The following is a 17,680-nucleotide window of genomic DNA, read 5'->3' as shown; positions in this document are numbered from 1 at the left end:
GATGGGGAGGGCTGGTGCAGCCTGCGCTTGGCGCTTGCACCACGAGACGTGAAAAGGGAGAGGGAGGCATCATGCCTCCCTCTTTTGTGTATCTTGAAAGGCCGCTAAGGCGGCCAAATTACACAGTGGTATCAGTCGTCAAGCGAGTCAGACACCGCGTACATCCATTAGAAACGATAGGGGAAGCGGAGCCCTATGCTGTAATCCGGCGCATCGGTGGTGAGGCCTGCTGACCAGTTGACCGCCATGGACAGCTGGTCGGTGATGGCCCAGGTTGAGCCCATCCCGAAGCTGGCGGCGTTGGCATCCGAGCCGGTGACCTTCTCCATGTCAAAGCCCTCGGCCCCCTGTTCAGACTCGAGCGTGATGCGCTGGTTGACGTTGAAGGAGAGGCTGAAACGCTCATTGAGTGCAAACGCCACCCCCAGCCCGTATTCATACCAGTCACCCAGCTGAATGCTGCCGGGCTGCTCCCCCGGTTGATAGGAGATGTCGTCAAAGTCCTGCTTGAGGCTGTGGCCATAGTTGAGGTTGGCAAACAGGATGGCGGGATCCAGGGTCTTGACCAGCGAGAAGCCGGTCGACAGCTGCCAGAGCCCATTGCCGGTGGCGAGCTCCTTGGGGGTCATGAGATTGCCGGATTCCGATGACTCGAACTCTGTGCCGTAGGGATCCTTGCCGGTTGGCGCCTTGGCCCGAACGTTCCACACCAGATCCGGCCAATCTTCATCCTCGGCCAGGACCCTGTAGTAGACGGCGAGACTGAGATCCCCGAGCCCGCCATCGCTGACGCTTTGCTCTTCAAAATCACGGCTGGAGTTCTCCTTGCCGGTACTCTGATAGTTGGTGTTGCGATACATATAGGGAATCGCGAGTTCCAACTGCCAGCGGTCATTGAGGGTATAACGGGTCACCAGGTCTGCGGTCCACTGATCGGAGCGGACCCTGTCCAGGTTGATCTCGCCGAGGAAGATGGCGTCCAGCGCCAGGAAGCCGCGCAGGGCCAGATCCTTGCGATTGTAATGCTGGTAGGAGAGGCCAAAGTCGAAGGTCAGGGCGCGGTCGAACACGTTGTGCTGCTCGAGCATCAGATCTTCGGTACTGCGACCGGCCTCGGGTGCACGGCGCGCCGGATCCGACTGGGAGGAGGCTGCGACGGCGGCGGTTCCCGCAGCAGTGCCAGCTGTGGTGGTGGTCGTTCCGGCCGCCTTGACGGCTTCCAGCCGAGCTTGCAATTGGTGGAGCGCCTGATTTTGCTGGATCAATTGCTGACGTAATTGATCCAGCTGTTGTTGTAGCGCTTCTTCCTCTGCGGTTGCGCCCCAGCAGGTGAAAGGGGTCAATGCAATCAACAGCATGGTGGACTGTTTCATCGAAATTCATCCTTGTTGTTTATTATCCTTTTTATAGCGCAGCCAATGGGATTCATCTTTGCCTAGTGAGAAAGCCAGATCCTGGTCTGATTGAGGGTCTGCAAACCATCGCCTCTGACTCTATTGAGTTGCAGCAGACCTCGACTGAAATCGGTTCCTCTCAGACTCTGTTCCAATAGGACGCGTCCATCGGACGAGTTTAGTTGCAGCCCCGCATAGTTGCCTGAAACCCGATAGCTGGCGGTACCCAGGTTTCCCTGATGTTCATAGTTGCCGGCAGGAACAATCTGTCCCGTCATGACGGGGGGAGTCAGTGCAATACCGGCCTGATTCACGGAGCTGTTGCCACTGCCTTCCAATTGCACGACTTGCACCAAGCCTGATCCTTGCACCGAGGCCGTGTCAGGCGTGCTTGTCACTGCCTTGATCTGGTCTTTTATCCGGATATCCAGTTTGGGGGAATTTTGTAGCACGCTCAGGGTCAGATTCATGGCAGCGGTCTGCTGAGCTTGGGCCGTGGTCAGGGTCGAAATGAATTCGATACCGAAATAGTTGATCCCGTGAGAACTGACATAACGACCACGCAAGTGGGCCAGTTCCCCATCAGCCAGCTCGGGTGCAAAGTGATCTGACAGCAATGCCAGAGGATCGGAGGCTGCCAGCAGTGGGCAGGCAACGCCACCTAGGCTGCAAATGAGGCAGATAGCTGGGCGGGTGTTCATGATGACCTCACATTAGTTCTTTGTGCTGAAAACCAAATTCCAGCAAAGATGTTTCATTGACAGGGGCGAACATCCCGTCTTTTCCTCTGGCCGATGGCGGGGGAGAGGGATTGGCTAGAGGGGCATCCGGACGGTAACCTGAGCCAATCACGGCCAGCAGGATCCCGTTCCAGCTTTCCTTGAATTCCTGGAAGGTGATGACGCGGTTCCCCAGCGCCGGGTCTGCCAGATAAACACGGTCATGTCGATCAATGGCGCGCAGCACGGCAAAGTGCTGGTAGCCTCGAATATTGAGTAAAACGATGGTGGGCACTCTCACCTGGCGAAGTTTTTCATCGCCCAGGCGATAGCCCCTGACGCGCATGCCGAGCATTTGCAGATATTGCTTCATGTCGAGCATGGAAAAGCCGTAGCGCTTGACTTGCTCCGGGTCGGCCATGGCCAGCATCCCGTCCATCACCCAGCGCTCATTGGTTACTTGGCCATAGGAGTAGCGCAGTATGGTGGCAACGGCGGCGGCTCCACAGCTGAAATCGGTATGTTGGCGCTCGATATTGGCATAACGGCGCTCCAGAATACTCTGCACCGGCTTGTTGAGATCCCCCAGTGCCGGGAGGTGTTCTCCCAATGGCAGAGTGGCCGACCAGGCCGCAGGGCAACATAACAACAGCAGTAGCCAGCGCATCGAAACCTCCATGTCCTTGAAAAAGGGGGCACAAAGGCCCCCTGAGTGGATTACTTGGCAAAGCCGGCTGCCAGCGAGAGATTGTTCGCTTGCAGATTGTTGGTGCCCGAAGACACGTTCACCCCGATATTGCCGACAGCATTGTTAAAGGATCCGCCATCAATGGTGGCGTGATTGAAGGTCTCACGACTGGTGTAGGTGTTGACCACAGGAATATAGCCGGTGGCATAACCACTGAGCTTGATATCCCCCTCTTCCTTGAACTCGAACTTGCCGTCATTTTTACCTTCATTGTCATAGTCGATATGACCCCACATGTCGCCACCACCCGGGTGATCCCCATCTTTCCAGATTTCCGGATAGACGTTGTTGGACTGCTTGCTGGTCCCCTCGTACTCACCATTGGCCTTGAGCTTGAGGTAGATGGGGTTGTAGTCCACTGTCTTGGTGGCGCTCAGGCTCTTGTTCTCGGTCAGGTTCTTGGAGACACTCTGGCTGTTGGCCACGGTGGCGACGGCCATGTTACCGGTGGATACGGAGGCCGCCATGTTGTTGGCCTGCACGTTACCCGACCCGGAGGTCACATTGGCCCCGATGTTGCCTGCCGCCCCATCGAATGCCCCATCGCCTATCCCGGCTTCGTTCTGATGACCACTGTTGGTGGTCCAGTTTTGGCTGGCACTTTGGTCGGAGAAGATCTCGGCATCCGAGGATCCGCCTGGGGTACCGTGCTGTTGGCCACGACCCATGACAAATTCGGCATCGGCGTCGACTTGGTCATAGGCGGCCAAGGCGGCACTGTTGCCCTGCACGTTGGAATCACCGGCCGCTACGTTGGCGCCGACGTTACCGGATGCATCCTGGAAGGAGCCATCGATCTGGCTCTTGTTCTCGGTTCTTGAATTGGCGGTGCCAATCATGGAGCTGGATTGTTGGTTGTCCACCACCGCCATGCCGAGCTTGTTAACATTGATGAAGCCACCGACATTGACTCTGCCTTCGTATTCAACATCGACCTCTGCCTTGACCTTCTTGGTCAAGGTTGCCCCTGTCTCATCCCTGTCACCGCGATAATCCGCGAATGCGGCGCCCGACATGGCCATGACGACCGCGGCGGCTAATGAGCTATAAATAAGTCCACGCATAATGAGTCTCTCCATTGAGCTTTCTTTGGAAGATGTGCCTATCGGCTAGTTCTACACCTCAAAGCTTGGCTTCCTATCCCTGCGGTATCATGGTGATACCGTTACTGCGCCTGCCAGAGGCAGGGAAACCATGTTGACTGCCTGGTTTCCTTGCCCCGTGACCTGGTTCACCTGAATGACCCCTTTGCTGCCTGTTAGGGCATTGTCATCCAGATAGATGCTGGTAGTCGTGGTCGCAGGGACCTTGCCGGAAGGGGTCTTTGCGACGCTGGTGCTAAGATTGATATCGGTCACCACACCCATGCCGCTGTCATCCAGTGACAGTGCGAAGGCATTGAGTTGTTGGTTGGCCTCACCCGCACCTTGATTGATACCGACGAGTCCCTGGTTATGGCTGAGAGCCTGTCCAAGAATGGCGACGCTCTGCTTGCCACTGAGATTGGTAGTGGATTGATTCTGCTGGTTAAATTGAATAACAGCCGGCCCCGAGATAGCGATGGCAGAGAGGTTGCCCTGTTGGTTGTTATTACCGGCAACCATATTGACACCCATGCTTCCCCGGATATTGCTAAGGGCCTGCGAACCGAGATCAACACGATTCTCTGCTCGTGGTTGACTCGTTAATATCGAAAGGGAACAAATTGCCAGTGCAATATATATTTTCATGCTCTTTCTCCGTATGCCACTAGAGCAAACTAGATAGAGCAATGAATATGCCAACCTGTAATTAGTTGATTAATATGGGTTTTTATTTTGATTTATTTATCTATATGTCTCATGTCTGAGATGAGGATTTATGACTAACATTAACTCATTGTTTATCAATGATTTTATGCTTTCTCACCGTTAAAGTGACGTTCTCATTATTGTGGTGCCATTAGTCTATATGGGAGATAGGTTATAGTTAGCATCGTCTGGTGGTGTTGGATTGGCGTCATTTGATAATGAAAAAGTCCTCTCTCAATGAAAGTGTGAACCTCAAAGAGTCATGGTCTGGCTCTACTGTCTCGAAGGGATAACAAGGAGGTTTTCATATGACAGGAACGGCATTATTACTCATCAATTCATGTGCCGTGCTGGAAAGTCTGCTGGTAAAAGACGAGTGGCGACTAGAGTTGGCGAGTACCTTGGCAGTGGCAGAAAAGAAATTGCAGGAGCGGGACTATCCGCTGGTACTGGTTGCCATCGGGCCTGACCAGCACGAGGCGTTGCATGCCCTGATTGCGCAGCATGCCAGCAGCCTGTGGATTGGCCTGATCCAGCGCGATTGCCTTGCCAGCGAGGCACTGCGTAATCTGCTTGCTGCCTGCTTCCATGATTTCCACACCTTCCCGCTCGATCCGGACCGACTCTCCCACAGTCTGGGGCATGCTCTTGGCATGGCCCAGCTCATCCGGCGTCACCGCCCCAAGCTGCCGGTCCAGTTGCGTTTTATCCAGGGAGAAAGCACTCCGATCCGCCACCTGCGGGATCAGATCATGCGTCTGCAGCATTGCCGTCTGCCGGTACTGGTGACGGGGCCCAGCGGGACGGGCAAGGAGCTGGTGGCCAGGGAGCTGCACTACAGCACCTTCGGAGAAGAGAGCCCCTTTGTCGCCGTCAACTGCGGTGCCATATCCCATCAGCTGATCCAGTCCGAGCTGTTCGGGCACGTGAAGGGCGCCTTCACCGGGGCGCAGAGCCGCAAGATCGGCAAAATAGAGGCGGCAGATGGCGGCACCCTGTTCCTCGATGAAATCGGCGAGCTACCGCTGGAGGATCAGGCGACCTTGCTGCGCTTCTTGCAGGAGCAAAGCATAGAGGCGGTGGGCAGCCACATGTCCCGTAACGTCGATGTGAGGGTCATTGCGGCCACCAATATCGATGTGGAGCAGGCGGTTGCAAACGGTGGTTTTCGAACGGATCTTTACTATCGGCTCAACGTGGTGCGGCTGCGCACTCCCGCCTTGAGTGAGCGCGTCGAAGATATCCAGTTGCTGGCTGACGATATCCTGGCCGAGGTACGGGGAGCGCGTGTGCTCAGTTTCACCCACAAGGCGCGCCAGGCCATGCAATCCTATGGCTGGCCCGGTAACGTCAGGGAGCTGCGCAACCGAGTACAACGGGCCGCTGTCATGTGCTCGGGCCCTTTTATCGAGGCCCATGATATGGAGCTGACCAACATGGACTCACTGCTGCTGGATGGATCGCTCAAGGCAGTGCGAGAAGCCGCCGAGCGTCAGGCATTACTGCAGACCCTCGCCCGTTTTCCGGATCAGCTGGAGGAGGTGGCGCGCAGGCTCGACATCTCGCGGGCAACTCTCTACCGGTTGCTGGATAAACACGATTTGCTGTGAGTTTGTCGACGCAGGGTGCTCAAAAAAACAGTCCGGGCTAATGGCCCGGACTGTTTTTTATGCCGGTTTCAGGGATGAGTGACCGGGAGGCGCTTTCAATGAGGACCCGCCGAGTCTCAGGCTGGCTGGACTGCCAGCTGGCACAGCCGACGCGCCGCCTCTTCCTCGCTTTTGACCACCTGATGTACCCCGCGGATCAACAGATGATGCACCTCTTCGGCCTGATGGGCACAGGCGGCGATCCGCAGCAGGGCACCCTGTTCGCGCGCGGCTGCCGCGACCTCGCCGGCCAGCAGGCTGTCCTCCAAAGTGATCAGCAACCAGCTGGCATTGGGGAGTGCCGCCGCGAGCAGATCCTGCTGGACGGGATGGCCGGCTAGGCAGGTGATGCCCTGGGCGCGCCAGGGATCGAGCAATCTCTCATCGCTGTCTATCACCACCATTTCCGTCCCTTGCGCATGCAGTTGCCGGATCAGATGAATGCCGATGCCGTCGGCACCAACTACCACCACATGGCCTTGCAAGGGGCAGTGCGGGGGGCTCTCCTCCACCTTCGGCTCGGGGTTGCGCCGCAGCCAGCGTTCGGCCTGGTTGAACACCAGGGGGTTGAGCATGATGGAGAAGCAGGCGCCGACCAGAACCAGGTCGCGCGCCACCTCGGGCACCAGATCCAGCATGATCCCCAGCCCCATCAGGATGAAGGAGAATTCCCCCACCTGTGCCAGGCTGGCGGAGATGGTCAGGGCGGTACGCTGGCTGTGACCAAACAGCCGCACTATGGCGAAGGCCGCGACCGACTTGCCGATGACGATGACGAAGATGGTGGCCAGCACCGCCAGCGGCTCGCGCAGCAAGATGGTGGGATCAAACAGCATGCCCACAGAGACGAAGAAGAGCACGGCGAAGGCATCCTGCAAGGGCAGGGTATCGTTGGCGGCCTTGTGGCTCAGGTGCGAGCTGTTCATCACCACCCCGGCGAAGAAGGCGCCGAGGGCAAAGGAAACCCCGAACAGCTTGACGGCGCCGAAGGCGATGCCGAGCGAACAGGAGAGTACGGCCAGGGTAAACAGCTCTCGGGAGCCGGTGGCGGCGGTGCGGGCCAGCAGCCAGGGAATGAGGCGAGGACCCCCGATGGCCATCAGCGCGATGAAGGCGGCGACCTTGGCCAGGGTGAGGCCCAGGTCCCACAGCACATGGGCGAGGGTCAGGCTCTCATCCCCTTGTTGCAGGTTGGCGAGTATGGGGAGCAGCACCAGCGCCAGTACCATCACCAGGTCTTCGACGATGAGCCAGCCGATGGCGATGCGGCCCTCATTGGTATCGACCTGGCCGCGGTTCTCCAGCGCCCGCAACAGCACCACGGTGCTGGCGGTCGAGAGTGCCAATCCGAACACCACCCCGGCGGTGATACTCCAGTCGAGCAGCTGGGAGAGGCCGAGGCCGAGCAGGGTCGCCAGGGTTATCTGGACGATGGCACCTGGGATGGCGATGTGTTTGACGGAGAGCAGATCTTTCAGGGAGAAGTGCAGCCCCACCCCGAACATCAGCAGAATGACACCTATCTCCGCCAACTCGGGGGCCAGTTGCAGATCGGCGACATAGCCGGGAGTAAAGGGACCGCACACGACCCCGGCCGCCAGATAACCTACCATGGGGGAGATCCGCAGGCGCTGGGCCAGCATGCCAAAGAGATAGGCCAACACGAGGCCGCCAACCAGGGTTGTGATAAGGGGGAGTGAGTGGTCCATGTCGTCACCTCGCTAATGGCAGTCAGGGGCTACCAGGTCACCGCGGGGGTGAAGAGGGCAGCTGTCAATGAGCAGGGGGCGAAAGAGACAGATGTTGGCCGTGGCAAGCACAATATCTTGGGGACAACAGTTGCCGTTTCTATTGAAAAATAATGTATTTTTTTACTCCAAGCAACACTTATCCACGTTTAAGTCAGTATTTGAGATTAAACGCGTATAAATCATAGAATTAGGGAGAGGGAATTGCGCTTTGTCACATTTCTTGGCAGTCGCAATCAATCTGTGATGAGTTTTATGCGGCTTTGGCTGAAGAGTGTCGAGGGTGGAAAGGACGGAGGCGGCACCAGGCCGCCTCCGTCTCAATCGGGAACTAAAGACGAGTGTCAGAGACCTTCACTCGCCTCTGGCCACCCCCTCGCGCCTGGGATCGGCCGCGCCAAACCAGCCGCCGGCGTTGCGCTGCACCCCCTGCAACCCCGAGGTCTGTTCATTGAGCAGGATCTCATGTCCTCTGGCCTTGAGCCCCTCGATAACGGCCTGGGGCGTGCGCCCCTGCTCCAGCTCGGTGGGGCCGTTGCGGCTGCCAAAATTCGGCAGGGCTATGGCTTGCTGCAGGTTCAACCCCCAATCCTGGGTAGCCAGCAGGGTCTTGCCCACGTAGTTGATGATGGCGGAGCCGCCCGGCGAGCCGAGGCTCATTTCCAGTGCACCGCTCCGCTTGTCAAACACCAGCAGGGGAGACATGGAGGAGCGGGGGCGCTTGCCCGGCTCGAGCCGGTTTGCCACCGGCAGGCCGGCGGCGTCCATCGAGGTGAAGGAGAAATCGGTGAGCTGGTTGTTGAGCAGATAGCCGTTGACCATCAGCCGCGAGCCGAAGGCATCCTCGATGGAGCTGGTCATGGAGACCGCCATGCCATGCTGGTCGACGATGGAGACATGGCTGGTGGAGGGGAGCTCAGGAGTATTGTCCCGTCCCCTGGCGAGCGATAGTGGCGGCGTGCCGGGCTTGGCCAGCCCCATGGATGTCGGGCCTATCAGCTTGCCACGCTCGGCGAGGTAGCCTTTGTCGAGCAACCCGGCCACCGGCACGCTGACGAAGTCGCCGTCGGCCACGTACTGGTTACGATCGGCGAAGGCGAGCCGCGCCGCCTCGCTGTAGAGGTGGATGGCATCGCTCGAGGCAGCCAGCCGACCGTCTGCTCCTGGCACCGGCTTGAGCGCCGCCATGTCGCGGCTCTCCAGCATGCCGAAGATCTGGCCAAGGGCCAGGGTGCCGGAGGAGGGGGTCGGGAAACCGCAGATCTCGCTCTGGCGATAATCAAAGCAGAGGCCGTCTCTCAGCTTGGCGCTGTAGCTGGCGAGATCGGCCGCCGCCAGCACCCCAGGGTTGGTGGGATGCCGGTGCACCTTGGCCACCATGGCCTGTGCCAGTGGCCCTCGATAGAAGGCGTCCGCTCCCTCGTGGGCCAGGGTCTTCAGCACCTCGGCCAGCGCAGGGTTGGTGAGCCGGGTGCCCGCCGCCTTGGGGGCGCCGTCCGGTTGATAGAAGTAGGCGCGGGCCTCGGGATCCCTGGCGAGGTAGGGGTCTTTGGCAATCAGGGTGGCCAGCCGCGGGCTGATGATGAAGCCCTGCTCGGCCAGGGTGATGGCGGGGTCGAACAGGCTGGCCCAGGGCAGCTTGCCATAGCGCTGATGGGCCAGCGCCAGGGCGCGCACCGTGCCGGGGGCGCCGACCGAGCGGCCCCCCACCACGCCGTCGTAGAAGGCCATGGGCTTGCCATCCTTCATGAACAGCTGATCCGTGGCCGCCGCCGGCGCCGTCTCCCGGCCATCCACCGCGCTCACCCGCTTGCCATCCCACACCAGCAACAGGGAGCCACCGCCGATGCCGGAGGATTGGGGCTCCACCAGGGTCAGCACCAGCTGGACGGCGATGGCGGCATCCACCGCGCTGCCGCCGGCCTTGATGATCTGATAGCCGGCATCCACCGCCAGCGGGTTGGCGGCGGCCACCATGAAGTCACGGCCCTGCCAGCCCTGTTTGTCGGTCCAGCCGCTGGCCGACTCGGGTGCGAGCAGGGTCTGGGGTGGGGTCACGTAGTGGAAGGTATTTTGAGGGGCACAGCCGGCGAGCAGGCCTAAGGCGGCCAGCAGGCCGAGGGATCGGTGGGACATGACACTCTCCTTGTCTGTTTTTCATTCACCGGTCGGAATGTGGCACAATCGAACCTCGATGAAAAGATTGTCTATGTACTCATACGGCAATATGGCCATCGGTGGATGAGGGTGCAACCCACAAGGAGAGGTGGATGAGAGAAATCATGATAGGGCTGCTCTGCCTGCTGCTGGCCGCCTGCGGGGATCCCGGGCTCAAGCCTCTGGCCGCGGGGGCGACCATACTGGCCTTCGGTGACAGCCTGACCGAGGGGCGTGGCGTCGGCCCGGCCCAGAGCTACCCCAGCGTGTTGGCGGATTTGAGTGGCCATACCGTCATCAATGGCGGCGTCTCCGGGGAGCTCAGCCTGGGGGGCAGGGCCCGTCTGCCCGGGTTGCTGGCCGAGCACAGGCCCGCACTGGTCATCCTGCTGGAGGGGGGCAACGACATCTTGCGTGGCAGCGGGGAGGGGGCGCTCAAGGACAACTTGGCCGCCATGATAGAGGCGGCGCAGGGCAGCGGTGCCCAGGTGCTGCTGGTGGCCGTGCCCCGCAAGTCCCTGTTTGCCGACGGGGCCCCCCTCTACGGGGAGCTGGCGGAGCATTATGGGCTGGTGCTGGACAACGACAGCATAGGGGAGTTGCTGCGCAGCCCCGGGCTCAAGTCAGACTCGGTGCACTTCAACGAGCTGGGTTATCGCACCCTGGCCGAGCGGCTCCATGGGCTCTTGAAGGATCGCGGGGCGCTCTGAGTTGCATCGTCTATGACGGATGCAGTCGGTTAGCCTGGCACCAGAATGAAAAAAACCGCCGGATGGCGGTTTTTGTACGATGGCTTCTGTCGCCAGCGGGACTGAGCCCTCAGATGGACTGCTCCTCGCCCCCCAGGGCGGCGAACAGTGCCGGGATGAACTGGGCCAGCTCGGCGGTCACCAGGGCGAAGTCGGCGTCCAGGCGAGCGGCCGGATCTTCGCTGGTTACATCGTCGTTCTGCTCGCGCAGCTCTTCGCTGAACTTGAGACGCTTGATGGAGAGATCGTCCCCCAGCACGAAGCTCAGGGTCTCGCCCCAGTTCAGGGCCAGCTTGGTCACCATCTTGTCGTTGGCCAGGTGATTCTTGATCTCCTCGCTCATCAGATCCTGCTGCTTGCAGCGGATGATGCCGCCGTGCTCCATGGCACTGCGCAGCTCGGCCTCGTCTTCCAGGGTGAAGCTGGCCGGCAGGTTACCCTCGTTCAACCACTCGGTCATGGTGATCTCGGGCGGGTTCTTGAGCGCCACCGGCACCACCGGCAGGGAGCCGATGGATTTGCGCAGCAGCGCCAGCAGATCGTCCGCCTTCTTGGCGGAGCCTGCATCCACCACCATCAGGTTGTCGGCCGGGTTGATCCAGGCGAAAGTCTGGCTGGTGCGGCTGAAGGCGCGGGGCAGCAGGGTATGCATGATCTCCTCCTTCAGCGCCTCCTTCTCCTTCTTCTTGAGGGCGCGGCCCTGCTCGAATTCGATCGCTTCGACCTTCTCCGCCAGCATCTCCTTGATCACGGTGCCTGGCAGCATCTTCTCTTCCTTGCGGGCGCAGAGCAGGATGTGGCCAGAAGCGCTGTGGGTCAGGGTAGAGCCGAATTTGCCAAGGGGCTTGACCCAACCGAACCGGGAGATGTCCTGGCTACCACAGGGGGTGAAGGCACAGGCCTCCAACTGGGTTTCCAGCTGCTCCACGGTCAGTTCGAAGGGGCGGGTAAAGCGATAAATCTGCAGGTTTTTAAACCACATGGCGTCCTCGGTCTCATAGATTGTCCGGCGGGCATTGTACTAGAGAGGCGCTTTGTGATCAGCCAATCATTCTCGCTAAATAAAGGGCGATCGAGTTCACAGGGCATCATGTTCGGCACTGGGGCGGCGACCGAACTCCCCTAGACTGCTTGTGTTCAGGTTAATAAGGATAAGAAAATGTTGAGAGCGAGTCGGCCGCAAGACATGGAAGAAATAGTCGAAATCTGGTTGCTGGCGTCTTTGCAGGCCCATGACTTCGTCGATGCGTCCTGCTGGTGGCAGGCTCAGGAGGAGCTACGAACCCGTTACCTCGATCATGCCCGTATCTGGGTGTTCGAGGAGCGGGGCGAGCTGCTCGGTTTCATGGCGCTGGTGGATGACTTCCTGGCCGCCCTCTTCGTGCGCCCCGACCGGCAGGGGCGCGGTGTCGGTCATGCCCTGCTGCAGGAGGCCAAGCAGCAGGGGGGTGAGCTGCACACCCGGGTATTTGTGGAAAACGAGCCGGCGGTACGCTTCTATCGCCGCCATGGCTTCACCGTCGGGGACGAAGTCTCGGATCCCCTGACCGGTCACCCCCAGTATCAGATGCATTTTATACCGAGCCGAAGCTGACCCGGCCGCCCGCTTTGTTGGCGGGCGGCGCTTGAAAAAAGGGGGCCTTGTCCGCATCCTGTCTGCATTCGGTGCCCTTGGCACCCCCTCTCTATGCCGAGCCGCTTTCTCATGAAGATCCTGCACACAGCCGACTGGCACCTTGGCCATCAACTCCATGGCCATGAGCGCCGTTTCGAACACGATGCCTTCCTCGACTGGCTGGCCGACATTATCGAGCAGCGCCAGATAGATGCCCTGCTGGTGGCGGGCGATCTGTTCGATACCGCCAATCCCCCCGCCAGCGCCTGGCAGCAACTCTATCGCTTCCTGGCCAGGCTGCGGGCCGAGCACCCGACGCTGGACATGGTGCTCGTCGGCGGCAATCACGACTCCCCCTCCAAGCTGGATGCCCCCCACGAGCTGCTGCGGGCCTTCGATCTGCACCTGGTGGGCAGCATCAGTCGGGACGGAGAGGGGCGGCTCGAAACGGAGCGCCTGCTGGTGCCGCTGCACGACAGGGAGGGCCAGGTCGCCGCCTGGTGCGCCGCCGTGCCTTTCCTGCGCAGCAGCGATCTGCGGGTCGAGGCGCTGGCCGAGGGGCAGGACAGGTTGATCGAAGGGGTACGCCAGATCTATGAAGCCGTGCTCGGCGCCGGCCGTGCGCGCTGTGAGCCGGGTCAGGCGCTGATCGCCATGGGCCACGCCTATCTGGCAGCGGGCCAGCTCTCGGAGCTCTCGGAGCGGCGGGTGCTCGGTGGCAACCAGCACGCCCTGCCCGCCGACATCTTCGCGGGGGCAGATTACACGGCCCTGGGTCACCTGCATCTCGCCCAGAGCCCGGCCCCCGGCGTGCACTACAGCGGCTCGCCGCTGCCGTTGTCGCTGGCCGAAGCGAACTACAACCACCAGGTACTGGAGGTGACCTTCGAGGGCGACAAGCTGACGGCGCTGGAGCGGATCCCGGTTCCCCGTAGCGTCGAGATGATCCGCTTGCCGGAGAGCGCGCTCGATGAGGCCCTTGACGCCATCACTGCGCTCGATTTGCCCGAGCTGCCTGTTGAGGCCCAGCCCTTCCTCGAGGTGCGACTGCTGCTGCCCAAGCCCGAGGCTCGCATCCGTGAGCGCATCCTGGCGGCCATGACCGGCAAACCGGTGCGTCTGGCCCGCATCAGCACCCGTTATCAGGGTTCGGGTCAGGGGTTGGCCGATGGGGCGAACCGGCGCAGGCTCGATGAGATCTCCCCGACCGAGGTGTTCAGGCTCTGTTACCAGCGCCAGTTCGAGGGGGAGCCGACCGCCGAACTGGTGGCCTCGTTCGAAGAAATCCTGGTGCAGGTGAAGGAGTCAGAGGCATGAAAATACTCTCTCTGTCAGGCGAGAACCTGGCCAGCCTGACCGGCAGCTTCGCCATCGATTTCAATGGCGGTGCCCTCGGCGCTGCCGGCCTGTTCGCCATCACCGGCAACACGGGGGCGGGCAAGAGCACCCTGCTCGACGCCATCTGCCTCGCGCTCTATGACGAGATGCCGCGCTTTATCGCCAATCGCAAGAATGTTGAAAAAATTGGCCGAGCTGATGAAGACGAAAAAGAAAAATTAACAGCTAACGATGTTAAAAATATCCTCAGTCGCGGTCATGCCAGCGGTTTTGCCGAGGTGCAGTTTCGCGGCTGTGACGGTCGCCGCTATCTGGCGCGCTGGGCGGTACGCCGGGCACGCAACCGCTCGGAGGGACGCTTCCAGGCCCAGGAGCGGAGCCTGACCGATGTCCAGACTGGTCAGCTCTTCTCCGGCAGCAAGCGAGAGTTGCAGGAGCGCATCGACGAGCTGGTGGGCCTCTCCTGGGAGCAGTTCCGCCGGGCGGTGATCCTGCCTCAGGGGGAGTTTGCGGCTTTTCTGAAATCCAGTGCCGACGAGCGCTCGGCGCTGCTGGAGCGGATGACGGGCACAGAGCTCTACTCCGCCATCTCGGTACAGACCCATGAGCGGGCGCGGGCCGAGCAGCAGGCACTGACGGCCATCGCACAACGGCTCGGCGACGTGGCGCTGATGGACGAGGCGACCCGGGAGCACTGGGTCACACAACAGCTAAACCTCTCCACTGGCCTCAAGCACGAGCAACAGCAGCGCCAGCTGTTGCAGGACCTGCGCGATCTCAACGAGCGTATCAGGGCCCTGCGCCAGGCTTGCCAGGAGGGGCAGGGGTTGCTGGCCGCCGCCGAGACGGCTCATGGCGAGGCCGCTCCCGAGCGGGAGGAGTTCGCCCGGCTCGAGCAGGCCCAGGTGGCCCGCGCCGATCACGACGAGCTGGCGCGCCTGACTCAGGAGCTGCAGCAGCAAACGCTGCTTATCGGCCAACTGGGCCCGGAGCTTGCGCAAATTGAGCAGGAGCAGCAGCAGGCCGTGCTGCGAGAGCAGCAGTTGCTGGCAGAAAAAAGCGCTGCCGAGCGGGAGTGGGGGGCGCTGCAACCGGAGATCAAGCGGGCGCAGGAGCTTGATACCCGCATCAGAGAGAGGGTCAGCCAGCTGCAGGAGATCCAGCAACAGGGCGCGCAGGCGCGGACCCTGCAACTCCAGTGGCAACAGGAGTGGCAACAGCAAGCAGAGCGTGTGCAAGGGCTGACGGCGCGCCGCCAGCAATGGGCGAGCTGGCTCGAGGAGCGCAAGACCCTGGCTCCCCTGGCACCCCAGTGGCGCCCCTTGCTCACCGCCATGCAGGATTGGGTCGAGAGCCGGGTGTTGTTGCAGCGGGTGCAGCAGAGTCGTGAGCAGCGAAGCCAGGCCCTGCGCGCGCTCAACGGGCGTCTGGAACAGGCTCGGCATCAGCGTGATGATTGGCAACATGAACACACCCGGCTGCAACGTCAGCACGATGAGCAGCAGGCGCTGGAGTGGGATGGCCAGGTGGCACGCGCGCAAGAGCAGCGCCAATCCGATACCGAGCAACTGGCACGGGTGCACCAGTTGCTGGAACTGGCACAGTCGGGGCGTAGCCACAGCGAGCAGCAGGAGCGGCTCTGGCAAGAGATCGCTGCGCTCGAGCAGCAGCTGGCCCGGCTCGCCGTAATGCACGCCGAGCGGGAGCCGGCGCTGGCTCGCCTCGCCATCCAGCGTGACGAGGCGCGCCGCGCACTGGATCAGGCCCGCGCCGTGGCCAGTTTCGAGCAGCATCGCCATGAACTGCAAGATGATGAACCCTGCCCGCTCTGCGGCGCCAAGGAGCATCCCTATCGCCAGAGCCAGCCCCAGGTGGCGGGCATCCTGGCTCAGCAGGCCGAGCGCATCCGTCAGCTGGAGCTCGAGTGGGAGCGGCTCAATCATCAACATATTCAAGGGGAAAGCGAGCGGGTTGAGCTGGCCCGCCAGCTGGCCGCTCGCCGGCAACAGCAGCCCGAGCTGGAGGCGAGATCTGCTCGACTGGCCGAGCGCTGGGGGCAACTGGGTGGTAACGAACTGTCCGGGGGCGAGCTGCCGCCGCATCAGAGCCCGGCCGTGTGGGGCGAGCTGCAGTCCCGCTTGCTGGTGCAGGGGGAGTCGCTGGAGCGGCGTCTGGCCGAGGGGCAGCGGCAGCTGTCGCAGGCCCAGGCAGGGCAGCAGGTGCTGGCGGGACTGCGTGAGCAGCTGGCCCAGCTCAATGTCCGTCAGCAGCAGTTCGAACAGCAGTGGCACGAGAGCGAGCGGCAGAAGGTGCAGTGGGAGGCCGAGCTGAAGGGCCTGGCCGAGCAAGAGAGCAGTCTGTGCCAGCGGCTGGCACAGGGGGAGGCCCGACTCGATCAGCAGATGGGGTCCGAGCCCTGGCGCGAGTGGGCAGAGGGTGAGCGTTGGTCTGAGTGGCAGCAGACCTGTGAGGCCTGCCTGCAGGGGCAGGGGGAGTGGGAGCAACTCGGGGCGGACATCGCCAGCCAGACGCCCATCCTGAGCGCGCAGGCGGTGCGGGTGCAGAGTCAGGACGAGCTGATGCATAAGCTGGAGCTTGACTACAAGGCAGGGGACCAGCAGCGGCAGGGACTGGTCGCCAGTCGGGAGGCCTGCCTCGGCGGTCGTGCCATCGCCACGGTCGAGAGCGAGTGGCAGCAGCGACTGCAGCAGTTGAACAGTCAGCTCGACGGGGCTGTGACGGCCCTGCGTGCATTGCGGGAGCGCCAGACCGAGCTCAAGACCCGGCTGACCCATCTCGAGCAGGACAGGCTGGTGAGCAGCCGACGGCAGCGCGAGGTGCAGGGGCGCTGCTCGGCTCAGGCCAGCGCGATCGGGATCGCCGAGTATGAGCTGCGCCGGCTGTTGGCCATCCAGCCGGATGAGATCAAGGCGCGCCGCGCCGCCTTGCAGCAGCTGGACTATGCCCAGGCCGAGGCGCGTACCCGGCTCGGTGAGCGCCAGCGGGCGCAGGCGCAGGAAGAGGCCAAGCTGGAGCGTTACCGTGAGCACCACGGCGAGCTGACGGCGCTCAGTGCAGAGGCTCTGAGTCAGCGCCTCGGCGCCTGTGAGGCCCATTGTCGCGAGCTGGAGGAGCAGTTGTTCCAGTGCAAGAGCATGCTGGCCCAGGCCGAGACAGCGGCGCTCAAGGCGGGGAGCCTGCAGGCAGAGTTGGCCCGCCAGCAGGGGGTGGTGGATCACTGGCAACAGCTGTCCGAGCTGATAGGGTCGGCCAGCGGTGCCAAATTGCGCACCTTCGCCCAGAGCCTCACCTTGGAGCGTTTGCTGCTGGAGGCCAACGCCCAGCTCGCCGAGCTGTCGCCGCGCTACCGGCTGGAGCGGGTGCCCGGTACCGATCTCGCGTTGCAGGTGGTGGATCTCGACATGGGGGACGAGGTGCGCTCGGTGGACTCGCTCTCCGGTGGCGAGAGCTTCCTGGTGTCGCTGGCGCTGGCGCTGGCGCTCTCCAGCCTCTCGTCGCGCCAGACCCAGGTCGAGTCGCTGTTTATCGACGAGGGGTTCGGCACCCTGGATCCGGACAGCCTGGATCTCGCGCTCTCCAGCCTCGACTCCCTGCAGGCGGCGGGCCGCCAGATCGGGGTCATCTCTCACGTCCAGACCCTGGTTGAGCGGATCGGCGTGCAGATCAGGGTCGAAGCCCTCGGCGGGGGGGAGAGCCGGGTGGTCTTGCCCTGAAGACTATGTGTCGACCAACAAACAGGCCCCAGTTATGGG

General features: G+C 61.7%; 13 protein-coding genes. 5 read left to right on the top strand and 8 right to left on the bottom strand.

The window, feature by feature from the left end; translation table 11 throughout:
* Positions 1 to 167: 167 nt before the first annotated feature.
* The 5 genes from LG30_RS0109495 to LG30_RS0109475 all read right to left on the bottom strand — a co-directional run bounded on the left by LG30_RS0109495 (position 168) and on the right by LG30_RS0109475 (position 4,591).
* Positions 168 to 1,373, bottom strand: coding sequence for a transporter (locus tag LG30_RS0109495; protein ID WP_033130465.1), 1,206 nt, complete (start codon positions 1,371 to 1,373; stop codon positions 168 to 170).
* A 62-nt stretch (positions 1,374 to 1,435) separates the two neighbouring features.
* Entirely contained in the window at positions 1,436 to 2,095 is a 660-nt protein-coding gene (locus tag LG30_RS0109490; protein ID WP_033130464.1) for a hypothetical protein, read from the bottom strand.
* A gap of 7 nt (positions 2,096 to 2,102) precedes the next feature.
* Positions 2,103 to 2,780 (bottom strand): C39 family peptidase, encoded by a 678-nt coding sequence (locus LG30_RS0109485; protein ID WP_033130463.1) that lies wholly within the window; start codon positions 2,778 to 2,780, stop codon positions 2,103 to 2,105.
* Between the two features lie 50 nt (positions 2,781 to 2,830).
* On the bottom strand, positions 2,831 to 3,925 hold the full coding sequence (locus tag LG30_RS0109480; RefSeq protein ID WP_033130462.1) for a hypothetical protein: 1,095 nt from the start codon (positions 3,923 to 3,925) through the stop codon (positions 2,831 to 2,833).
* An 87-nt stretch (positions 3,926 to 4,012) separates the two neighbouring features.
* Positions 4,013 to 4,591, bottom strand: a complete 579-nt coding sequence (locus LG30_RS0109475; RefSeq protein WP_238566410.1) for a hypothetical protein — start codon at positions 4,589 to 4,591, stop codon at positions 4,013 to 4,015.
* A gap of 368 nt (positions 4,592 to 4,959) precedes the next feature.
* Between LG30_RS0109475 and LG30_RS0109470 the strand changes: the two genes are divergently transcribed.
* Positions 4,960 to 6,261 (top strand): sigma-54-dependent transcriptional regulator, encoded by a 1,302-nt coding sequence (locus LG30_RS0109470; RefSeq protein WP_033130461.1) that lies wholly within the window; start codon positions 4,960 to 4,962, stop codon positions 6,259 to 6,261.
* A gap of 116 nt (positions 6,262 to 6,377) precedes the next feature.
* Here LG30_RS0109470 and ybaL read toward each other — a convergent pair whose 3' ends face one another.
* Positions 6,378 to 8,009, bottom strand: coding sequence for a YbaL family putative K(+) efflux transporter (ybaL, locus tag LG30_RS0109465; protein WP_033130460.1), 1,632 nt, complete (start codon positions 8,007 to 8,009; stop codon positions 6,378 to 6,380).
* Between the two features lie 393 nt (positions 8,010 to 8,402).
* Complete coding sequence (gene ggt / locus LG30_RS0109460; RefSeq protein WP_033130459.1) at positions 8,403 to 10,184, bottom strand: gamma-glutamyltransferase; 1,782 nt, start codon at positions 10,182 to 10,184, stop codon at positions 8,403 to 8,405.
* Between the two features lie 134 nt (positions 10,185 to 10,318).
* On the opposite strand from ggt, the gene LG30_RS0109455 reads away from it, so the two are divergent.
* On the top strand, positions 10,319 to 10,915 hold the full coding sequence (locus LG30_RS0109455; protein ID WP_033130458.1) for a GDSL-type esterase/lipase family protein: 597 nt from the start codon (positions 10,319 to 10,321) through the stop codon (positions 10,913 to 10,915).
* 109 nt (positions 10,916 to 11,024) lie between these two features.
* On the opposite strand, the gene rdgC is transcribed toward LG30_RS0109455, so the two are convergent.
* Positions 11,025 to 11,936, bottom strand: coding sequence for a recombination-associated protein RdgC (gene rdgC, locus LG30_RS0109450; RefSeq protein WP_033130457.1), 912 nt, complete (start codon positions 11,934 to 11,936; stop codon positions 11,025 to 11,027).
* A gap of 177 nt (positions 11,937 to 12,113) precedes the next feature.
* Between rdgC and LG30_RS0109445 the strand changes: the two genes are divergently transcribed.
* The 3 genes from LG30_RS0109445 to LG30_RS0109435 all read left to right on the top strand — a co-directional run bounded on the left by LG30_RS0109445 (position 12,114) and on the right by LG30_RS0109435 (position 17,641).
* Positions 12,114 to 12,548: a GNAT family N-acetyltransferase gene (locus LG30_RS0109445; RefSeq protein WP_033130456.1), complete on the top strand. Its 435-nt coding sequence runs from the start codon at positions 12,114 to 12,116 to the stop codon at positions 12,546 to 12,548.
* A gap of 111 nt (positions 12,549 to 12,659) precedes the next feature.
* Entirely contained in the window at positions 12,660 to 13,886 is a 1,227-nt protein-coding gene (locus tag LG30_RS0109440) for an exonuclease SbcCD subunit D C-terminal domain-containing protein (protein WP_033130488.1), read from the top strand.
* Positions 13,883 to 17,641, top strand: a complete 3,759-nt coding sequence (locus LG30_RS0109435; protein WP_033130455.1) for an AAA family ATPase — start codon at positions 13,883 to 13,885, stop codon at positions 17,639 to 17,641. Before LG30_RS0109440 ends, LG30_RS0109435 begins: the two co-directional genes overlap by 4 nt.
* Positions 17,642 to 17,680 lie beyond the last annotated feature (39 nt).

It is taken from the genome of Aeromonas aquatica (genome assembly GCF_000764655.1).
Lineage (GTDB): Bacteria > Pseudomonadota > Gammaproteobacteria > Enterobacterales > Aeromonadaceae > Aeromonas > Aeromonas aquatica.
The sequence above is the reverse complement of the archived record's forward strand: the minus strand, read 5'-3'. Positions and strand labels throughout refer to the sequence as shown.

Excerpts from the sequence above, each read along its gene's own strand:
- LG30_RS0109495 (WP_033130465.1), bottom strand. The coding sequence starts at position 1,373 with ATGAAACAGTCCACCATGCTGTTGATTGCATTGACCCCTTTCACCTGC.
- LG30_RS0109490 (WP_033130464.1), bottom strand. The coding sequence starts at position 2,095 with ATGAACACCCGCCCAGCTATCTGCCTCATTTGCAGCCTAGGTGGCGTT.
- LG30_RS0109485 (WP_033130463.1), bottom strand. The coding sequence starts at position 2,780 with ATGCGCTGGCTACTGCTGTTGTTATGTTGCCCTGCGGCCTGGTCGGCC.
- LG30_RS0109480 (WP_033130462.1), bottom strand. The coding sequence starts at position 3,925 with ATGCGTGGACTTATTTATAGCTCATTAGCCGCCGCGGTCGTCATGGCC.
- LG30_RS0109475 (WP_238566410.1), bottom strand. The coding sequence starts at position 4,591 with ATGAAAATATATATTGCACTGGCAATTTGTTCCCTTTCGATATTAACG.
- LG30_RS0109470 (WP_033130461.1), top strand. The coding sequence starts at position 4,960 with ATGACAGGAACGGCATTATTACTCATCAATTCATGTGCCGTGCTGGAA.
- ybaL (WP_033130460.1), bottom strand. The coding sequence starts at position 8,009 with ATGGACCACTCACTCCCCCTTATCACAACCCTGGTTGGCGGCCTCGTG.
- ggt (WP_033130459.1), bottom strand. The coding sequence starts at position 10,184 with ATGTCCCACCGATCCCTCGGCCTGCTGGCCGCCTTAGGCCTGCTCGCC.
- LG30_RS0109455 (WP_033130458.1), top strand. The coding sequence starts at position 10,319 with ATGAGAGAAATCATGATAGGGCTGCTCTGCCTGCTGCTGGCCGCCTGC.
- rdgC (WP_033130457.1), bottom strand. The coding sequence starts at position 11,936 with ATGTGGTTTAAAAACCTGCAGATTTATCGCTTTACCCGCCCCTTCGAA.
- LG30_RS0109445 (WP_033130456.1), top strand. The coding sequence starts at position 12,114 with ATGTTGAGAGCGAGTCGGCCGCAAGACATGGAAGAAATAGTCGAAATC.
- LG30_RS0109440 (WP_033130488.1), top strand. The coding sequence starts at position 12,660 with ATGAAGATCCTGCACACAGCCGACTGGCACCTTGGCCATCAACTCCAT.
- LG30_RS0109435 (WP_033130455.1), top strand. The coding sequence starts at position 13,883 with ATGAAAATACTCTCTCTGTCAGGCGAGAACCTGGCCAGCCTGACCGGC.